This window comes from Pseudorhizobium xiangyangii, from assembly GCF_020531965.1.
Lineage (GTDB): Bacteria > Pseudomonadota > Alphaproteobacteria > Rhizobiales > Rhizobiaceae > Neorhizobium > Neorhizobium xiangyangii.
The window spans coordinates 144,874-162,354 of sequence record NZ_JAJAWH010000003.1 but is presented as its reverse complement, the minus strand read 5'-3'; the positions used below and the strand labels follow the sequence as shown (position 1 = coordinate 162,354).

18 protein-coding genes are annotated in these 17,481 nt (G+C 62.1%); 11 read left to right on the top strand and 7 right to left on the bottom strand.

What is annotated here, in order from left to right; translation table 11 throughout:
* Positions 1 to 96: 96 nt before the first annotated feature.
* The 8 genes from LH464_RS03595 to LH464_RS03560 all read left to right on the top strand — a co-directional run bounded on the left by LH464_RS03595 (position 97) and on the right by LH464_RS03560 (position 7,951).
* Positions 97 to 738, top strand: coding sequence for a PepSY domain-containing protein (locus LH464_RS03595; RefSeq protein WP_226785000.1), 642 nt, complete (start codon positions 97 to 99; stop codon positions 736 to 738).
* 6 nt (positions 739 to 744) lie between these two features.
* Entirely contained in the window at positions 745 to 1,410 is a 666-nt protein-coding gene (locus LH464_RS03590) for a response regulator transcription factor (RefSeq protein WP_226784999.1), read from the top strand.
* Positions 1,407 to 2,759: an ATP-binding protein gene (locus tag LH464_RS03585; RefSeq protein ID WP_226784998.1), complete on the top strand. Its 1,353-nt coding sequence runs from the start codon at positions 1,407 to 1,409 to the stop codon at positions 2,757 to 2,759. Before LH464_RS03590 ends, LH464_RS03585 begins: the two co-directional genes overlap by 4 nt.
* 146 nt (positions 2,760 to 2,905) lie before the next feature.
* A complete protein-coding gene (rpmI, locus tag LH464_RS03580) occupies positions 2,906 to 3,109 on the top strand; it encodes a 50S ribosomal protein L35 (protein WP_139675803.1) in 204 nt (67 codons plus the stop codon).
* Between the two features lie 40 nt (positions 3,110 to 3,149).
* The gene (gene rplT / locus LH464_RS03575) at positions 3,150 to 3,554 is read left to right on the top strand and encodes a 50S ribosomal protein L20 (protein WP_226784997.1); all 405 of its coding nucleotides are present in this window, start codon (positions 3,150 to 3,152) and stop codon (positions 3,552 to 3,554) included.
* 161 nt (positions 3,555 to 3,715) lie between these two features.
* On the top strand, positions 3,716 to 4,798 hold the full coding sequence (gene pheS, locus LH464_RS03570; protein WP_226784996.1) for a phenylalanine--tRNA ligase subunit alpha: 1,083 nt from the start codon (positions 3,716 to 3,718) through the stop codon (positions 4,796 to 4,798).
* A gap of 15 nt (positions 4,799 to 4,813) precedes the next feature.
* Positions 4,814 to 7,237 (top strand): phenylalanine--tRNA ligase subunit beta, encoded by a 2,424-nt coding sequence (gene pheT / locus LH464_RS03565; RefSeq protein ID WP_226784995.1) that lies wholly within the window; start codon positions 4,814 to 4,816, stop codon positions 7,235 to 7,237.
* Between the two features lie 81 nt (positions 7,238 to 7,318).
* Positions 7,319 to 7,951 (top strand): hypothetical protein, encoded by a 633-nt coding sequence (locus LH464_RS03560; protein ID WP_226784994.1) that lies wholly within the window; start codon positions 7,319 to 7,321, stop codon positions 7,949 to 7,951.
* Here the strand turns inward: LH464_RS03560 and LH464_RS03555 are convergent, their stop codons facing one another.
* From LH464_RS03555 to LH464_RS03540, 4 genes are all read right to left on the bottom strand, one after another.
* Entirely contained in the window at positions 7,952 to 8,311 is a 360-nt protein-coding gene (locus tag LH464_RS03555) for a nuclear transport factor 2 family protein (protein WP_226784993.1), read from the bottom strand. It lies immediately after the preceding gene.
* Between the two features lie 62 nt (positions 8,312 to 8,373).
* Entirely contained in the window at positions 8,374 to 9,369 is a 996-nt protein-coding gene (locus tag LH464_RS03550; RefSeq protein ID WP_226784992.1) for an aldo/keto reductase, read from the bottom strand.
* A gap of 14 nt (positions 9,370 to 9,383) precedes the next feature.
* Complete coding sequence (locus tag LH464_RS03545; protein WP_226784991.1) at positions 9,384 to 9,839, bottom strand: GNAT family N-acetyltransferase; 456 nt, start codon at positions 9,837 to 9,839, stop codon at positions 9,384 to 9,386.
* Between the two features lie 3 nt (positions 9,840 to 9,842).
* A complete protein-coding gene (locus tag LH464_RS03540; RefSeq protein WP_226784990.1) occupies positions 9,843 to 10,793 on the bottom strand; it encodes an aldo/keto reductase in 951 nt (316 codons plus the stop codon).
* Positions 10,794 to 10,965: 172 nt separating this feature from the next.
* Here LH464_RS03540 and LH464_RS03535 point away from each other — a divergent pair, with 172 nt between their 5' ends.
* The gene (locus tag LH464_RS03535; RefSeq protein WP_226784989.1) at positions 10,966 to 11,952 is read left to right on the top strand and encodes a Gfo/Idh/MocA family protein; all 987 of its coding nucleotides are present in this window, start codon (positions 10,966 to 10,968) and stop codon (positions 11,950 to 11,952) included.
* Here the strand turns inward: LH464_RS03535 and LH464_RS03530 are convergent.
* Entirely contained in the window at positions 11,949 to 12,323 is a 375-nt protein-coding gene (locus tag LH464_RS03530; protein WP_226784988.1) for a GtrA family protein, read from the bottom strand. The genes LH464_RS03535 and LH464_RS03530 overlap by 4 nt on opposite strands.
* Entirely contained in the window at positions 12,320 to 13,315 is a 996-nt protein-coding gene (locus LH464_RS03525; RefSeq protein ID WP_315859575.1) for a glycosyltransferase, read from the bottom strand. Before LH464_RS03525 ends, LH464_RS03530 begins: the two co-directional genes overlap by 4 nt.
* A gap of 131 nt (positions 13,316 to 13,446) precedes the next feature.
* Here LH464_RS03525 and LH464_RS03520 point away from each other — a divergent pair, with 131 nt between their 5' ends.
* Entirely contained in the window at positions 13,447 to 15,276 is a 1,830-nt protein-coding gene (locus tag LH464_RS03520; RefSeq protein ID WP_226784987.1) for a hypothetical protein, read from the top strand.
* A 16-nt stretch (positions 15,277 to 15,292) separates the two neighbouring features.
* On the opposite strand, the gene LH464_RS03515 is transcribed toward LH464_RS03520, so the two are convergent.
* Positions 15,293 to 15,628 carry a hypothetical protein gene (locus tag LH464_RS03515; protein WP_226784986.1) on the bottom strand — a complete coding sequence of 112 codons (336 nt, stop codon included), beginning with the start codon at positions 15,626 to 15,628 and terminating at the stop codon, positions 15,293 to 15,295.
* 182 nt (positions 15,629 to 15,810) lie between these two features.
* Between LH464_RS03515 and xseA the strand changes: the two genes are divergently transcribed.
* Positions 15,811 to 17,436 (top strand): exodeoxyribonuclease VII large subunit, encoded by a 1,626-nt coding sequence (gene xseA / locus LH464_RS03510; protein WP_226784985.1) that lies wholly within the window; start codon positions 15,811 to 15,813, stop codon positions 17,434 to 17,436.
* The last annotated feature ends 45 nt before the right edge of the window (positions 17,437 to 17,481 follow it).

The following is a 17,481-nucleotide window of genomic DNA, read 5'->3' as shown; positions in this document are numbered from 1 at the left end:
CGCACCCCGACGGAGTTCTTGCATTTTGTCTCATCGCGATAAAGGGTTCACTGTAGGCTCCGCGATTGTCGATGCATTGAAGTATTTGGAAGCTCAATGGACACAAGCCGTCGCACTCTGATGACGATGTTGTTGCTGGCGGCAGGGTTTGCAGCTGCCGGCCCAATCATTATCCGTGCCGAAGCCAAGGACGGTGACAGCGACGGCGGTGGTGGGGGTGGCGAAAGCGATTCCAGCGGCAGCGGCTCGTCCGGTTCGTCCGGGTCCAACTCGGGAAGCGGTAGTTCCAACTCGGGAAGTGGTAGTTCCAACTCGGGGAGCGGCAGTTCCAGTTCTGGTTCCGGTCGCGACGGCGGTCATGACGACGACGATGGCGGTGACGATCACGGAGGAGGCCACGGCAGCGATAATAGCGGACGAGGCGGTGGTCATGACGATGATGACGACGAGGATGATCGCGACGATGACGAGGATGATGACGGCGGAGGCCGCGGGCGAGGGCGAGGCGGCCGGAACTCCGACTATAATCGGGCGCGCGATGCCGTTCGTGACGGTCAGATACTTCCGCTGAAGACTGTTCTGGAGCGTATCGACGCAAAGCGCTACGGGCGGGTGATCGACGTCAAACTAAGGCGGACTGTGTTCAGCGATGTGTATCAGGTGAAAGTTCGCGACGGTGCCGGGGCGATCAGGACATTGCGCGTAAACGCCCGCAACGGAGCTTTGCTGGGAGGCTAGAGGGCCATGCGAATCCTGCTGGCGGAGGACGACCCCAATATTTCCGGCCATGTGGTCGAAAACCTTGGGCGAGAAGGTTACCGCGTCGAGGTATTCGCGAGTGGGCCCGACGTGTGGGAAGAGGGTGAGACGGGCGACTACTCGGCCATCATCCTCGACCTCGGCTTGCCGGGCATGGATGGGCTCTCCATCCTGAAGCGCTGGCGCGGCGCAGGCATCAATACTCCAGTTCTCGTTCTCACGGCGCGAGGCTCCTGGATGGAGCGCGTTGACGGCTTCGATGCGGGGGCAGACGACTATCTCCCGAAACCATTTCGCACCGAGGAATTGTTGGCCCGCCTGCGTGCCCTTTTGCGCCGCGCCGGCGCTGTCGCGGCTCGCGTCAAGTCCGCCAACCGCTTCACACTCGACGAAAGCGCCAGGCGCGTGACCTTTGACGGACGCGAACTCGACCTCAGCCCGCTGGAATACAGGATGATCGCGCTTTTCATCGGCAAGCCGGGCGAGGTGCTCAGCCCAACCGAGCTGGCCAGCCAGGTTCAAGGCCGAGACGACGATGCCGCCAAGAATGCCGTCGAGGTCATGGTGGCACGGTTGCGAAAAAAGACGGATAGCGATGCCATCGAGACCCGCCGCGGCTTTGGGTATGTTCTTCCGGAGCGACCAAAGTGATCCACTCGCTGCATTTTCGCCTGGCTGCCGGAGCGCTCGTCGCGATTGCGCTCGCGCTGACGCTCGTCTGGGCGGTGCTCAGCCATTTGTTCACGGACTATCTGGCCGCTCAGTATTCCAACGAGATGACATCGGTCATGGACTCCCTGGCCGCACAGCTCACTGTGGAGAATGGCGCTCTTGAATTGAAGAATGAGCCCGCCGACTCGCGGTTCCAGATCCCGGTCGGCGGTCGCTACTGGCAGATTTCACCGGATGGCGATGAAGAGCCTCTGCGGTCTCGCTCCCTGTGGGACGAAGAGATCACCGCGGATGAGTTGTCGAGGGACATGTATTACGGATTTCGCGAGACGGTCGGGCCGGATGGCTTACCGCTGCTGGTCTCCATGAAAACGATGACCCTTGGCGAAGGGACCTCCAGGAAGGACTTCGCAGTCTATGCGGCGTTCTCCAGGATGGAGATGGAAGCGGCCCTCGAGAGCTATCACAGGCCTTTGCGGCTGATGCTGCTTTCCACCGGCGGCGTGCTTGTTTTGGCGGCATTCCTGCAGGGTTGGATCGGCCTGCGGCCCTTGGTGCGACTGAGGGATCGCGTCGCTGATGTGCGTGCCGGACGAGCTGCGCATATCGGTACGGAAGGACCGAGCGAAGTCAAACCGCTGGTACGAGAGATGAACTTGCTGCTGAACGAGCGAGAGACTGCGATCGAGCGAGCGCGCGCACGCGCGAGCGATCTTGCTCACGGTCTGAAAACGCCCCTGACGGTGTTGTCGCATCTGGTCGAAGCCTTGCCCGAGGAACGACGCGACACCGCATTGCAGCAGATCGAACTGGTTCGGCAGCGTGCCGACCGTCAACTGCAGGCGGCCCGCATGGGCGTGGAGCAGATGGCCACGACATCGCTGCTTGGTATTTCCGGAAAGCTCGTGAACGTGCTGACACCGTTCACCGAGGAGAAGGGGATAGGTTGGCATCTCGATATCGATCCGGCGCTGACGGTTCAGGCGGATCCCGCAGATATTGCAGAAGCATTGGGCAATGTGCTCGACAACGCTGTACGCTTTGCCAGAACGCGGATAGAAGTCTCCGCAGGCCGCACGCAGGGTGATGTCGTGCTCAGCGTTTGCGACGACGGGCCGGGCGCCGATCCCGGGTGCTACGACCTGATGTTGAAGCGTGGAGTGAGGATCGACGAAGGCACCGCAGGCTCCGGCCTTGGGCTTGCGATATCCGGAGACATCCTCGAAGCCTATGGTGGCAGGCTCGATCTTTCAGCCTCGCGATGGGGTGGACTTGAAGTGAAGTTGATGATCCCGGCGATGGCGGCCCGCACGCCGGTCATCGCGTAGAAGATTAGCCGCCCACCCGTTGCGCTTTTGGCCGACTGCGGTTATAAGCGCCCGTCCGAACGGTCCGGCAGGGCATGCCGAGGCCGTTCTAAATGCTTGAAACAGGCGTCGTCTGCCAGTTTCGATTAGAAGAATGGAGTAGCAAAATGCCCAAGATGAAGACGAAGTCTTCCGCTAAGAAGCGGTTCAAGATCACGGCGACCGGTAAGGTCGTTGCAGCTGCCGCCGGCAAGCGCCACGGCATGATCAAGCGTTCCAACAAGTTCATCCGCGATGCACGCGGCACGATGATCCTCGCCGAACCAGATGGCAAGAAGGTTATCAAGAACTACCTGCCGAACGGTCTCTGAGACTTTCAGGCTTTTTGGATCAGTTTAAGGAGATCATGACATGGCACGCGTAAAACGTGGCGTAACTTCCCGCGCCAAGCACACCAAGACCCTCAAGGCAGCCAAGGGCTTCTACGGCCGCCGCAAGAATACGATCCGCGCCGCTAAGGCAGCTGTTGATCGTTCCAGGCAGTTTGCAACCCGCGACCGCAAGGTCAAGAAGCGCAACTTCCGCGCCCTGTGGATCCAGCGTATCAACGCTGCCGTCCGCGAATCCGGCCTGACCTACGGCCGCTTCATCGACGGCCTCAACAAGGCTGGCATCGAAGTCGACCGCAAGGTTCTGTCCGACATGGCTATCCATGAACCGGCAGCTTTCGGCGCCCTCGTAGAAGCCTCCAAGAAGGCTCTTGCGTACCTCAAGGACGCCGGCACCACCAACGAGTTTGAAAGCGCGGTCAAGTAACCAGCGCTTCCCAGGCTTATTGCTTCATTGATTTGGGAAACCCGCGCTGGTTTAAGCTGGCGCGGGTTTTTCTTTTGCGGCATGTCGGTTTTGACGACCGACAGCGACAGACAGCCGACACGACTTCGAAATAATCTCTCCGAACATCGACGGAAGACACCATGTCCGATCTGGAAAACCTGAAAACATCGCTCCTGGCGGAGATTTCCGCAGCCGGCGACGAGGCGGCGATCGAAGCCGTGCGCGTCAATGCCATGGGCAAGAAGGGCTCCGTGTCCGAGCTTCTGAAGACGCTGGGCGCCATGTCGCCGGAAGAGCGCCAGAGCCGCGGCGCCGCAATCAATGCGCTGAAGAACGAGATCACCGACGCGATCACCACGCGCAAGACGGTGTTGAAGGATGCGGCGATCGACGCGCGCCTGAAGGCCGAAACGGTGGACGTTTCGCTTCCGGTGCGCTCCTCGCCGGCCGAGCGGGGCCGCATTCACCCGATCAGCCAGATTGTCGACGAGATCACGGCTGTCTTCGCCGACATGGGCTTCTCCATCGCCGAAGGCCCGGATATCGAGACCGACTACTACAACTTTACGGCGCTGAATTTCCCGGAAGGCCATCCGGCCCGCGAGATGCACGATACCTTCTTCTTCCAGGCGGACGAAAACGGCGAGCGCAAGGTTCTGCGCACCCATACGTCGCCGGTGCAGGTGCGGACCATGGAGGCGCAGAAGCCGCCGATCCGCATCGTCATTCCCGGAAAGACCTATCGGCAGGATTCAGACGCGACGCATTCGCCGATGTTCCACCAGGTCGAGGGCCTGGTGATCGACAAGAAGTCGCATGTCGGCCATATGCGCTGGATACTCGAGGAGTTCTGCAAGACCTTCTTCGAGGTCGACAGCGTCGTGATGCGCTTCCGCCCGTCCTTCTTCCCGTTCACCGAGCCGTCATTCGAGGTGGACATCCAGTGTGACCGTTCCGGCCCCATCGTCAAGTTCGGCGAGGGCAGCGACTGGATGGAAATCCTCGGCTGCGGCATGGTGCATCCCAACGTTCTGCGCGCCGGCGGGCTCGATCCCGACGAGTACCAGGGCTTTGCCTGGGGCATGGGCCTCGACCGCATTGCCATGCTGAAATACGGCATGCCGGACCTGCGCGACTTCTTCAATGCCGATGTTCGCTGGATGAACCACTACGGCTTCCGCCCGCTCGACATGCCGACCCTGTTCGGCGGTTTGAGTGCGTAAGGGAGGGATAGAAACATGAAATTTACGCTCTCCTGGCTCAAGGAACATCTTGAGACCGATGCCAACCTGGACCAGATCTGCGAACGCCTGACGGCGATCGGCCTTGAGGTCGAGGATATCGACGACAAGGCGGCCTATAAGCCGTTCGTCATCGCCAAGGTACTCTCGGCGGAAAAGCATCCCGAGGCCGACCGTCTCAAGGTGCTGAGCGTCGATGCCGGTGATGGCAAGCCGATCCAGATCGTCTGCGGTGCGCCGAACGCCCGCGCTGGCCTCGTCGGTGCGCTGGCGCGACCGGGCACCTACGTTCCCGGGCTCGACGTGACGCTCGCGGTCGGCAAGATCCGCGGTGTCGAAAGCCACGGCATGATGTGCTCCGAAAAGGAGCTCGACATGTCGGACAGTCATGACGGCATCATCGACCTGCCGGAAGATGCGCCGGTCGGCACGTCGTTCGCGACCTATGCCGGTCTGGATGATCCGGTCATCGAGATCAACCTGACGCCGAACCGTCCCGACTGCACCTCCATCTACGGCATTGCCCGCGATCTCGCGGCGTCCGGCCTCGGCACGCTGAAGCAGCATGGCAAGCCATCCTTCAAGACGGAAGGCGAGACCTCTGTCGGCCTGAAGATCATCCTCGATGACGAGCGCCTATGCCCCGGTTTCGGCCTGCGCCTCGTGCGCGGTGTCAAGAACGGCCCAAGCCCGGCCTGGATGCAAGCGCGGCTGAAGGCGATCGGCCTTCGCCCGATCAACGCGCTGGTCGACATCACCAACTACATGACCTTCGACCAGGGCCGGCCGATGCACGTCTTCGACGCCGCCAAGGTGAAGGGCGACCTGACCGTGCGCCGCGCGCTGGACGGCGAGACCGTGCTGGCGCTCGACACGCGCGAATACAAGCTGACGCCGAACAACGTCGTGATCGCCGATGACAACGGCGTCGAATCGATCGGCGGCATCATGGGCGGCGAACATTCGGGCTGCGACGAGAACACGACCGACGTGCTGATCGAATCCGCTTTGTGGGACCCGATCAACATCGCTAAGTCCGGCCGTACACTCGGCATCATCACCGATGCCCGCTACCGCTTCGAGCGCGGAGTCGACCCGGAATACATGGTTCCCGGTCTCGACCGCACGACGGAACTGGTGCTCGATCTCTGCGGCGGCACGGCTGCGGAAGCCAAGGTCGTCGGCTACAAGGGCTACCAGCCGAAGGTGGTCGACTTCCCGACCTCGGAGGTCAAGCGCCTGACCGGCCTTGAGGTCTCGGCCGACGAAAGCCGGGAAATCCTGGCGCGCCTCGGCTTCGAGGTGAAGGGATCGGGCAGCCGCTTCTCCGTCTCGGTGCCGTCCTGGCGCCCGGACGTCGATGGCAAGGCCGATCTCGTGGAAGAGGTCATGCGCATTCATGGCGTCGACCAGATCACGCCGGAGCCGCTCGAAAACCTCGGCGCGGTCAACGGTCGTATCCTGACGACATTGCAGGTCCGCAGCCGCACCGCCAAGCGGGCGCTTGCCGCGCGCGGCATGCTGGAAGCCATTACCTGGTCGTTCATCCCGGAGGAGCAGGCCAGGCTCTTCGGCGGCGGCTCGCCCAAGCTGAAGCTTGCGAACCCGATCGCCTCCGACATGTCCGACATGCGGCCTTCGCTGCTGCCCGGCCTTCTGGCTGCGGCCCAGCGCAATGCCGACAAGGGGTTTGGTGACGTGGCGATCTTCGAGGTCTCGGGGACCTACGAGAACGATACGCCGGCAGGCCAGCGTCGCGTAGCCGGCGGCGTGCGCCGCGGGACCGCCTCGATCGTCGGCGCCGGACGGCTCTGGTCCAACAACGCAAAGGGCGGCGGCAAGCCGGTCGACGTGTTCGATGCCAAGGCCGATGCGCTTGCTGTGCTGGAAGCCTGCGGCATGCCGATGACCAACGTGCAGATCGAGACCGGTGGTCCGGCCTGGTACCATCCCGGTCGCTCCGGCACGATCAAGATGGGTCCGAAGGTCGTGCTCGGCTATTTCGGCGAATTCCATCCGAAGACGCTCGGGAGCCTCGACGTATCGGGAGCGCTCTGCGGCTTCGAGGTCTATCTCGATGCCATGCCCGAGCCGAAGAAGAAGGCGACCCGCACCAAGCCGCCGCTCGAGCTTTCGCCCTTCCAGGTGGTCAAGCGTGACTTCGCCTTCGTGGTCGACAGCAGCGTCGAAGCGGGTGCGATCATCAAGGCCGCATCGAGCGCCGACCGCAAGCTGATCACCGGCGTCAACGTCTTCGACGTCTTCGAGGGCGCCTCGCTCGGCGAAGGCCGGAAATCGGTGGCCATCGAAGTGCTGATCCAGCCGGTCGACAAGACCCTGACGGACGAGGACTTCGAGGCACTGACGGGCAAGATCGTCGGCAATGTCGAGAAGACCACGGGTGGTACGTTGCGCGCCTGATCCTTTCAAATCGGGTGGCAGACCCATGCGATCAGAGATAGCCTGCTCTTCGGAGCAGGCTTTTTCGTTTGGGAGACACGCATGCGGACGCCGCAATCGATGAAGGGTCTGGAAGAACTCGGCCGGATACGGCTGTCAGAAAATTTCTTCTTCCGCGATTTCCTGTTTTCGGAGATCGCTGCGGTCCACGGCATACCCAATGTGCCCGATGATCCTGACCTCGCGATCGAGACCGGCAGGCACCTTTGCGAGGAACTGCTGGAACCGCTGCAGGCTACATTCGGACGCTTGCATCTGCGCTCCGGTTATCGTGCTGCAAAGGTCAACGAGTTCGGCAACAGGAACAAGCTGAACTGCGCAACGAATGCCGCATCGTCCGCCGACCATATCTGGGACCTGCGCGACGCGGATGGCTTCATAGGCGCAACGGCATGCATCGTCGTGCCCTGGCTGATCGACAATCATGACCATGAAGGAGATTGGCAGAAGCTGGCCTGGTGGATCCACGACCGTCTGCCGTATGCCTCGCTATGCTTCTTTCCAAAGCTCTGGGCGTTCAACATCCAGTGGCACGAACGACCGGTACGGCGCATCATGAGCTATGCGGAGCCGCGCGGCGTGTTGACCAAAGCCGGCATGGCCAATCACGAGGGTGACCACTCGCATCTTTACGAGGGCTTCCCGAAGCTTCGAATGCCGCAAGCCGCAGCGTGATCAGCTATGCAGGTGGTAGAGCTTGCTGACGATCAACCACCGGCCGTCGATCTTGAGTAGTGACAGATAGTCGGAGAAGCGCACGCCGGACATCTCGTCGACCACCTTGACGGTCGCGGCGTCACCTGTGACGTCGAGCGTCTCGATCTGGATGAGTGGTTGCGTGCCGGCGGGCGCCGAACCTTCATCGGCAACCGCGGTGATGAATTCGTCGAGCGAGAGCCATTCGACGGCCCCCTGATAATTGCCGATGATGGACGCCTTCGGGTGGAATGCCTTTCTGAGCGCACCTTCGTGCGCAAAGGTCATTCCGTCCACGTAAAGATGTACGACGGCCTGGACTGCCTGCTCTTCTGACATGCCTGAGCTCCTCCTCTTCCGCTAAAAAAGTATAGGGCGGCGGAGCAGCCAGTCCACTGTTCCTAACGGTTGACCATTGCTGCTGCCGCATCGGAATAGCGCTTGCCGGAGAATTTTTCCGGTGCGAGAAGCTCGCCGAGCCGTTTGACCTCGTCCGCTGACAGCGAGATCTCCGTCGCCGCCACGTTCTGTTCGAGGTGAGGGATCTTGCGAGCGCCGGGGATGGGCACGATGAAGTCTCCCTGGTGAAGAACCCAGGCGAGCGCCAGTTGGGCGGCCGTGACACCTTTCTCCTCCGCCATCTCCTCCAGCAGTTTGATGAGCGAGGCATTGGCCGCCATGTTCTCGGCGCTGAAGCGGGGCAGGGTCCGGCGGAAGTCGTCGTCGCCGAGCTCTTCCAGCTTCTGGATCTTGCCGGTGAGGAAACCGCGCCCGAGAGGGCTGAAGGGAACGAAGCCAATGCCAAGTTCGCGGCAGGTGTCGAGGACGTCTCCCTCCGGCTCACGGGTCCAGAGAGAATATTCGCTCTGGAGAGCGGAGATCGGGTGGACGGCATGGGCGCGACGGATCGTATCCGCGCCGGCTTCCGAGAGCCCCAGCGCCCGCACCTTGCCTTGCGTGACAAGGTCCGCCATGGCCCCCACGGTATCCTCGATCGGGACAGTCGGATCGACGCGATGCTGGTAGAAGAGATCGATCACCTCGATGCCGAGCCGCTTCAGCGAGGCTTCGGCAACCGCTCGGACATGTTCCGGTCGGCTGTCGACGCCGGACATGGCCTTCGCATCCCGAGCGGTCGTGTCGATCCTGAAACCGAACTTCGTGGCGATCACCACCTTGTCGCGGAACGGCTTCAGGCCCTTGCCGACGAGGATCTCGTTTTCGAATGGGCCGTAGACTTCTGCGGTATCAAAGAAGTTGACGCCAAGTTCGACGGCGCGATGCAGTGTCCGGATCGAGTCCTGTTCGTCCTGTCCACCATAGGCATGGCTCATGCCCATGCAGCCGAGTCCGATCGCGGAAACGGTGAGGTGCGGTCCCAGCTGTCTGGTCTTCATGGCATTGTCCTCGCTCAAAATTCGATGCGATAGCGAATGTGATCGTCGGTCTCTACATAGCTGTCATAGAGCTTTCGTGCGGCTTTGTTGTTCTCGGCGGTATGCCAGTAGAGGCGAGACCAGCCGTTTTGCCGGCAAAGCGCAACCAGGTCGTCGAGGAGCGCGCGGCCGGCACCCTTGCCCCGCGCAGCCTCGTCGACGAAGAGGTCTTCGAGGTAGCAGTCGAGGTTGCTGATCCAGGTGCCCTCATGGGTCAGGGACAGCGTGAAGCCTACCACGCTGCCGTCCGACTCGGCCACCCGCATGAAGATCGCCGACCGGTCGCTCATGGCCTTTGCCCAGGTGGCGTCGGTGATCGCAGGATCGAGCGTCAGTTCGTAGAAGGTGAGGTAGTCGGACCAAAGCTTGCGCCAGGCAGCCTCGTCGTCTGGCCTCGCCCCGCGAACAACGACACGCGATGGGTTAGTCACGGCTTACGCTCCCGCCTCGTCGAGGAGTTTCATCTGGTCATCGGAAAGCACCAGTTCGCCGGCCTCGATCATCGTCTCCAGCTGGCTAAGGCTGGTCGCGCTGGCGATTGGCGCCGTGAGGCCACGCTTCCGGATCAGCCAGGCCAGTGCGATGGAAGCCGGTTCGGCATCCGTCTCGACGGCGATCTCGTCCAGTGCCGCCAGAATGCGGAAACCCTTGTCGTCAAGGTAGTCGCCGACCCGGTAGCCTCGTGCGGAGCCTTCGGTGTCTTCCTTGCTCCTGTACTTGCCGGTGAGAAAGCCTGCAGCCAGCGCATAATAGCTGATGACGCCGATGTCCTCGCGTATGCAGAGCTCCGCGAGCGGGCCTTCGAACTTGTCGCGGGTATGGAGATTGTATTCCGGCTGGATGACGTCATAGCGAGGCAGGTTCTCACGGGCCGCCGTATCCAAGGTCTCCTGCAACTGGGCGGCATCGAAGTTGGAGCAGCCGATGGCGCGGATCTTGCCCTCCTGCTTCAAGCGACTGAAGGCAGCCAGCGTCTCCTCATGCGGCGTTTCGTCATCCGGCTTATGAGCAAGGTAGAGATCGATATAGTCGGTTCCGAGCCGCTTCAATGAGGCGTCCACGGCTTCAGTGATCCACTTTGCCGACAGGCCAGTCTTGCTGCCTCTGTTGTCGAAGCCGACTTTGGTGACGATCACCGCCTGATCGCGCGAAACTCCGCTCCGCTTCAGCCACTTGCCAATGATGGCCTCGCTCTCGCCGCCCACATGGCCATCCACCCAGGCCGAATAGACGTCTGCGGTGTCGATTGTGTTGAAGCCGGCCGCGAAGAAGCGGTCTAGCAGGTTGAAGGACGTCTTCTCGTCCGCCGTCCATCCGAAAACATTGCCGCCGAAAACGATCGGCGCAATCGAGAGGCCGGTCCGGCCGAGGGCGCGCTTTTCCATGAGATCTCCGAAAATCTGATCCGGCGAATGCCGGCCCTCACAAATGTATGGCGTGACGTGCGTCTGTCAAAGTGCGAATTGTTGAAGCGTACCGATCCGTCCGCTTCCTCCGTTGCATCTGGGCAGGTGCGCCCATATTGTTCGGCAATATTCGAGGTTAGGGAGGTCAACCATGTTACGCTTTGGAATTCTGTCGACGGCCAAGATCGGCCGGGAGCTTGTCGTTCCGGCGATCCAGGATGCCGAGAATTGCGTGGTGACGGCGATTGCCAGCCGCGACCTTTCCAAGGCCCGGGCCATGGCGGACCGCTTCTCGGTGCAGCATGCCTTCGGCTCCTACGAGGAGATGCTCGCCTCCGACGTCATCGATGCCGTCTATATCCCGCTGCCGACGAGCCAGCACGTCGAGTGGTCGATCAAGGCCGCCGATGCCGGCAAGCATGTTCTGTCGGAAAAGCCGATTGCCTTGAAGGCGAGCGAGATAGAGACGCTGATCGCAGCGCGCGATCGCAACAAGGTGCTGATTTCGGAAGCCTTCATGGTGACCTATGCACCCGTCTGGCTGAAGGTGCGCGAGCTGATCGCCGAGGGTGCGATCGGGCGGCTGCGCCATGTGCAGGGCGCTTTTACCTATTTCAACCGTGACGCCTCCAACATGCGCAACATCCCGGAATTGGGAGGCGGAGCGCTCCCGGATATCGGCGTCTATCCGACGATCACAACGCGCTTCGTGACGCAGAAGGAGCCACTGCGCATCCAGGCGGTGACGGAGCGTGATCCGGAATTCGGCACGGACATCTATTCCAGCGTGAAGGCCGACTTCGGCGACTTCGAGATGAGCTTCTACGTAGCGACCCAGATGGCCAACCGGCAGGTCATGGTCTTCCACGGCACTGAGGGCTTTATCGAGGTGAAGTCTCCGTTCAACGCGGATCGTTGGGGTGCCGAGGAGGTCGAGCTTACCAACCAGAAGCATTCGGAATCGCAGATCTTCCGCTTCCAGGACAGCCGCCAGTATCGCCGCCAGGTGGAAACCTTCACGCGCGCGGTGGCGGGTGAAGCGGTCGAGGTGGTGTCGCTTGAAAACTCACTGAAGAACCAGAAATTCATAGATGCCATCTACCGCGCCAGCGAGCACGATGGCTGGGAAGCCGTCTAGCGACGAAAGACGAAGCGGGAATAGCCGAAGAAGCTGTAGGCCATGGCGGCGAGCGACGCGAAGACGATGGCCGCTACCGGCTGCAGTTCGGGCAGCCGGTAGATCAATGCCGAATAGACCGCGTAGTTGAGAAGGGCGGCGGTGATGCCGACCGCCCAATAGCGGAAGCCTTCCGTGACGAGTGATGCCGACGAGCGGCCGAATGTGAACTTGCGGTTGAGGAACCATGTGGCGGTCATTGCCACCATGATGGCCGGTACACGTGCCGCGAATGGCCCGATGGAGGTCAAGGCCAGCAGCAGATGGGTCAGCCCCGCATCGATGGTAAAGCCGGTGCCGCCTGCAACAACGAACCAGAGCAGTCGTTTCATGCGGCATCAACCGTGCGGGAGCCTTCATCAGCCGGCCTGAGCAGAAGATCAGCCGTGTCCCTGTCGCTGATCCGAGGCAGGCTCATGTAGTGCAGGCGCAGTTGCTCGTTGCGGCCCCGCGAGACGGAGTCGAGGATGAGGCCGGCGGTGAAGATCAGCAGGGACACCATCATCAGCGCCATGGACAGGATCCAGGTCGGAACGCGGCTGACGTAGCCGGTCTGGAAATACTCGGCCAGCACGGGCAGCATGAAAGCAACGCTTGCCGCCATGATCGTACCGCTGATGATGCCGAAGAAGGCGAAGGGACGCGTCTCCTTCATCAGCATGGCGAACATCCAGAGGATCTTGCGGCCGTCCGTGAAGGTGGAGAGTTTTGACTGCGAGCCCTCCGGCCGGCGACCGTAATGCAGCTCGATTTCGCTCACCGGCAATTTCAGCCGTGAAGCATGCACTGACATCTCCGTCTCGATTTCGAAGCCTGCGGAAACGGCTGGGAAGCTTTTCACGAAACGACGGGAGAAGGCGCGGTAGCCGGAAAAGATATCGGTGAAGCCGCGCCCGAAGATCGCCCGGTAGAGAAGGTTGAACAGGCGGTTGCCGGCGGCGTGCCCCTGGCGACCGGCATCGGCAAGAACGCCGCGTCGCGTGCCGACCACCATGTCGGCACCCTCGGTCAGAAGCGTGCGGATAAGTTCTTCTGCATCGGCGGGAGAGTAGGTGCCGTCGCCATCGGCCATGACATAGATATCGGCGTCGATATCGGCAAACATGCGGCGCACCACATGGCCTTTGCCCTGACGGCGCTCTCGCACGACATGGGCGCCGGCCAGCATCGCCTTGAGAGCCGTGCCGTCGGTCGAATTGTTGTCGTAGACGAAGACCCGCGCCGATGGCAGCGCTTCGCGGAACCGGTGCACCACATCGGCAATGGTGGCCGCTTCGTTGTAGCAGGGCAGCAGAATGGCGATATCCAGAGGGCCGGTTGTCATGATTTTCACTCGTTACCCAGAAAATCGGCGCGGTTTAGCCGGCGCGACTGGCTTTACTATTTCTTGGGAAGGTTAAAGCTACGTTTCCGGCTTCAGGGAAACGAAAAGCCAAGACCGATATGACACACGCCATGGCCGGAAGCCGCCAGGAAAACCGGCCTTCAAGACTGCCGATTTCAAGCCGACCCTTGCTGCTAGCCGGGCTCTATGCCCTGGTGACCATCCTGGCCCTGCTGGCTTTCTTTATCCCGTCGGCCACCGACTATGTCGGTCGCGACAACGACGATGTGATGCGGCTTGTGCAGGTGAGGGACCTGTTGGGCGGCCAGGGCTGGTTCGATCTCACGCAATACCGGCTTGGGTTGGAAGACGGCACGCCGATGCATTGGTCGCGTCTCGTCGACTTGCCGATTGGATTGCTGATCGGCCTGGGTTCACTTTTCCTGTCGCAGGTACAGGCGGAAGCCGTGGCGCTGGTCATCTGGCCGCTGTTGCTGATCCCGCTGCTGATCTATCCGATAGGCCTTGCTGCCCGATGGCTTGCCGGCCCTGTCGCCATGCATGTCGGGCTTGGGCTGGGCTGCCTCTTCGCCTTCACCTGCATTCGCTTCCACCCCGGCTCGATCGATCATCACAATGTCCAGTTGGTACTGGCGATCTGGGTCGCGGCCATGCTGGTCGATCCGGAGCGCCGACAGTCGGCTTACGCGGTTGCGGGAGCTGCCTGCGCCCTGGCGATAGCGATAGGGGCCGAGACCGTGCCCTTCGTTGCCGCAGCCTGCCTGTGCGTCTCGCTCCAGTGGATCTGGCACGGGGCGCCGATGGCTGCCGCCGCACGCGCCTTCGGCGTGGCCCTGACGCTGACGATCTCGCTCGTGTTCTTTCTCACCGTTCCGCCACAGGCCTATGGCGTGGTCACCTGCGACAGCCTCTCGCTCGGCTTTTATGCCCTTTCCGCCATGGGCGGGTTGCTGCTCACCGTGGCGAGCTCTCTGCCGCGAACGGACATTCGCGCGGTCCGGTTAGGGATCGGTGCGGGTGTCGGTGCGGTGCTCCTCGCATCGGCCGTTGTCATCGCGCCGCAATGCCTCGCCAGTCCGCTTGCGGGTCTCGATCCGATGCTCGTCGAACTCTGGCTAAGCGCGGTCACGGAAGCCCAGTCCTTCCGGGATCTCGTGCAGGGGCAGCCGCAGGGAGTGGGCGGCTTCTATGCCGTCGGGCTTCTGGCCATCGCGGTCTGCCTTTTCCGCGCCATTCAGGGTGACGATCGGGAGCCGCACCTTGTGCTGCTCGTCCTGATCGGTGTGAACTGGGCAATCGCACTCGTGCAGGTGCGCGGTTTCTTCTTTGCCAACCTGCTGGCCATTCTGCCGCTGTCGCTGTTGATCAGCGACCTGCGGCGAGGCTCGCAGGCCGAACCTGAAAATGCCAATGCCGCTTTCGCCTACGTGGTCACGGTGCTTGCCGCCGTGCCTGCCGTTTGGGCGCTCGCAGGCGTGCTGGTCGCCAAGGGGCTGGAGGAGCCGATCGGCATTGAGACGATCACCCAGGACAGCGGCGCACGGCCGGAACGCGGCGAATGTGCGACCGATGGGGGTATAGTGCAATTGGCCGGGCAGTCGTCGGGTGTGGTGGTGGCACCCTCCAACAGCGGTGCGGAAATCCTTCGCTTCACCAATCACCGGGTGCTGACGGCCCCCTATCACCGGAACCAGGCCGGAATGCTGACGGAACTTCACATCGGCTTGGCGCCGCCGGATGAGGCGAGAGCCTTTCTGGATGGCGCCGGCGTGACCTACGTTGCATTCTGCGCCAGCGATCCGCAGACCCGGTCTCTCGTCGGGATGAAGCCGGATGGGTTTTATGCCGCCCTCTCGAGGGGAGAGGTTCCGGCCTATCTCCAACCCCTCGGCGAAACCGATGGAGGCTTCCGCATTTATCGCGTCATCGCGGGGTCGTGACGCATTGGAATTGTTTCTACGGGAATGAGGTGAGATTTGCCGCGCTGAAGAGATGGGAGCGGAGTGCGTCGGGCACCGGACCGTCCCATGACAAGTTGACGTGGAAGCCAGGTGTCGGCCTTGTCAATGCGATGGGTTCGCCTTCGAAGGAGGCAGTCTCGTCCGTCGGGTGGTGGAGCGTCCCGGAGGCGAACAAAAGGTCGAGTGTGTAATGGATCCCGCCGACCTGACCGTCACAGGGAAGCCGAAGAACCTCGTTCCCATCGGCACAGCATTTGATGCCGATCTCCTTGAGGACAGCACAAGCTTCCTGCTGATCGCTGAAGCGGAGGAAGAGTGTGTTGGTCGACATGAGCCGTGTCTTTCCTTGCAACAATGGGTGCGACGCCGCTGTTGCCGCCTTTCCGAAGTAGGTCGAACGCCGCCGGCGTCCATGGAAATCTCGGTGGCCGAAGAAGGACGAACTCCATTCATCCCCATGAACGACAGCGTCAGGGAGGTGAAATCGCCTCTGTCTTCCTATAGAAGGAAGAAATGAACACGTTCGCCGCCAAGGATTCCCCCAGCAACCTCGTCGAACTCTCGGTCTCGGAGCTTTCGGGCTCGATCAAGCGGACCATGGAGACGGCCTTCGATCACGTGCGGGTGCGTGGTGAAATCTCCGGCTATCGTGGTCAGCACTCCTCCGGCCATGCCTATTTTGGCCTGAAGGACGACAGATCCCGCATCGACGCCGTGATCTGGAAGGGCACTTTCCCGCGCATCAAGTTCCGCCCCGAGGAGGGGATGGAGGTCATTGCCACCGGAAAGATAACGACCTTTCCCGGCTCGTCGAAATACCAGATCGTCATCGAGAGTCTTGAGCCGGCCGGCGCCGGCGCGCTGATGGCGTTGCTGGAAGAGCGGAAGCGCCGACTGGCGGCGGAAGGCTTGTTCGACCAGGCGCGCAAGCGGCCGCTGCCGTTCATGCCGCGCGTCATCGGTGTCGTCACATCGCCGACGGGGGCGGTCATCCGGGATATCCTGCACAGGATCACCGACCGGTTCCCGGTCCATGTCGTCGTCTGGCCGGTAAAGGTCCAGGGCGAAGGATCGGGCGAGGAGGTGGCTGCCGCCATAAGCGGCTTCAATGCGCTGTTGCCGGACGGGCCGATCGCGCGCCCTGACCTTTTGATCGTGGCACGCGGCGGGGGCAGCCTCGAGGACCTGTGGAGTTTCAACGACGAGATCGTCGTGCGGGCCGCCGCGGATAGCGCCATTCCGCTGATTTCGGCAGTCGGCCATGAAACGGACTGGACGCTGATCGATCACGCCGCCGATGTCCGGGCACCAACGCCGACCGGCGCTGCCGAGATGGCGGTCCCGGTCAAGGCGGAGCTTGAGGCACAGCTTGCGGGCCTTGCAGCAAGGCTGCGGGGTTCCGCGAGCCGTCATATGGATCAGCGTCGCCAGTCTGTGCGTGGGCTGGTGCGGGCGCTGCCCTCTCTCGATCAATTGCTGGCCCTGCCGCGTCGCCGTTTCGACGAGGCGGCTGCCGGGTTGGGACGGGGGCTGGAGCGCACGACGGTCGTCAAGCGACGGAGCCTGGAACAGGCGACGGCCGGGCTTCGCCTCGACCTTCTGACCAACCGCGTTGCCGAGCGACGCCGCTTCGTCGGCGAGCAGGTGCTGCGCAAGGAGCGTTGCCTGGAGCGTCACATGCTGCGGGAAAGGAGCAGGGTCGAGCGGGCGGATGCCGCGCTTTCGGCGCTACCTGCTCGCATTCTTGGTCACCTTCAGCGTGAGCGGCTGCGCCTCTCGTCGCTGGCCAGGCATGCGGATACCGCCGTCTCGAACACCCTTGCGCGAAGCCGCGCAGCCATTGTTTCGCAGGATCGAGTGTTGCAGTCACTCTCCTACAAGAATGTCCTGAAGCGCGGCTATGCCGTGGTGAGGGATGCCGCCGACAAGCCGCTGACACGCGCAGCCGCAATAGCCGCCGGCCAGGCCCTGTCGATCGAGTTCGCCGATGGCCGCGTGGAGGTCGCCGCGGGCGAGGCGCCGGACGGTGGTTTCGCGCCACCTGCCGCGCAGGATGTCGTGCGGAAGAAGGCGGCGCCGAAAGCCTCGCCAAATACCCAGTCGCCCGGAGACCCGCCAAAACAGGGAAGCCTGTTCTGATTATCGATGGCGGACGCCGCGCCCCATTTAAAATCGCGGTGCCTG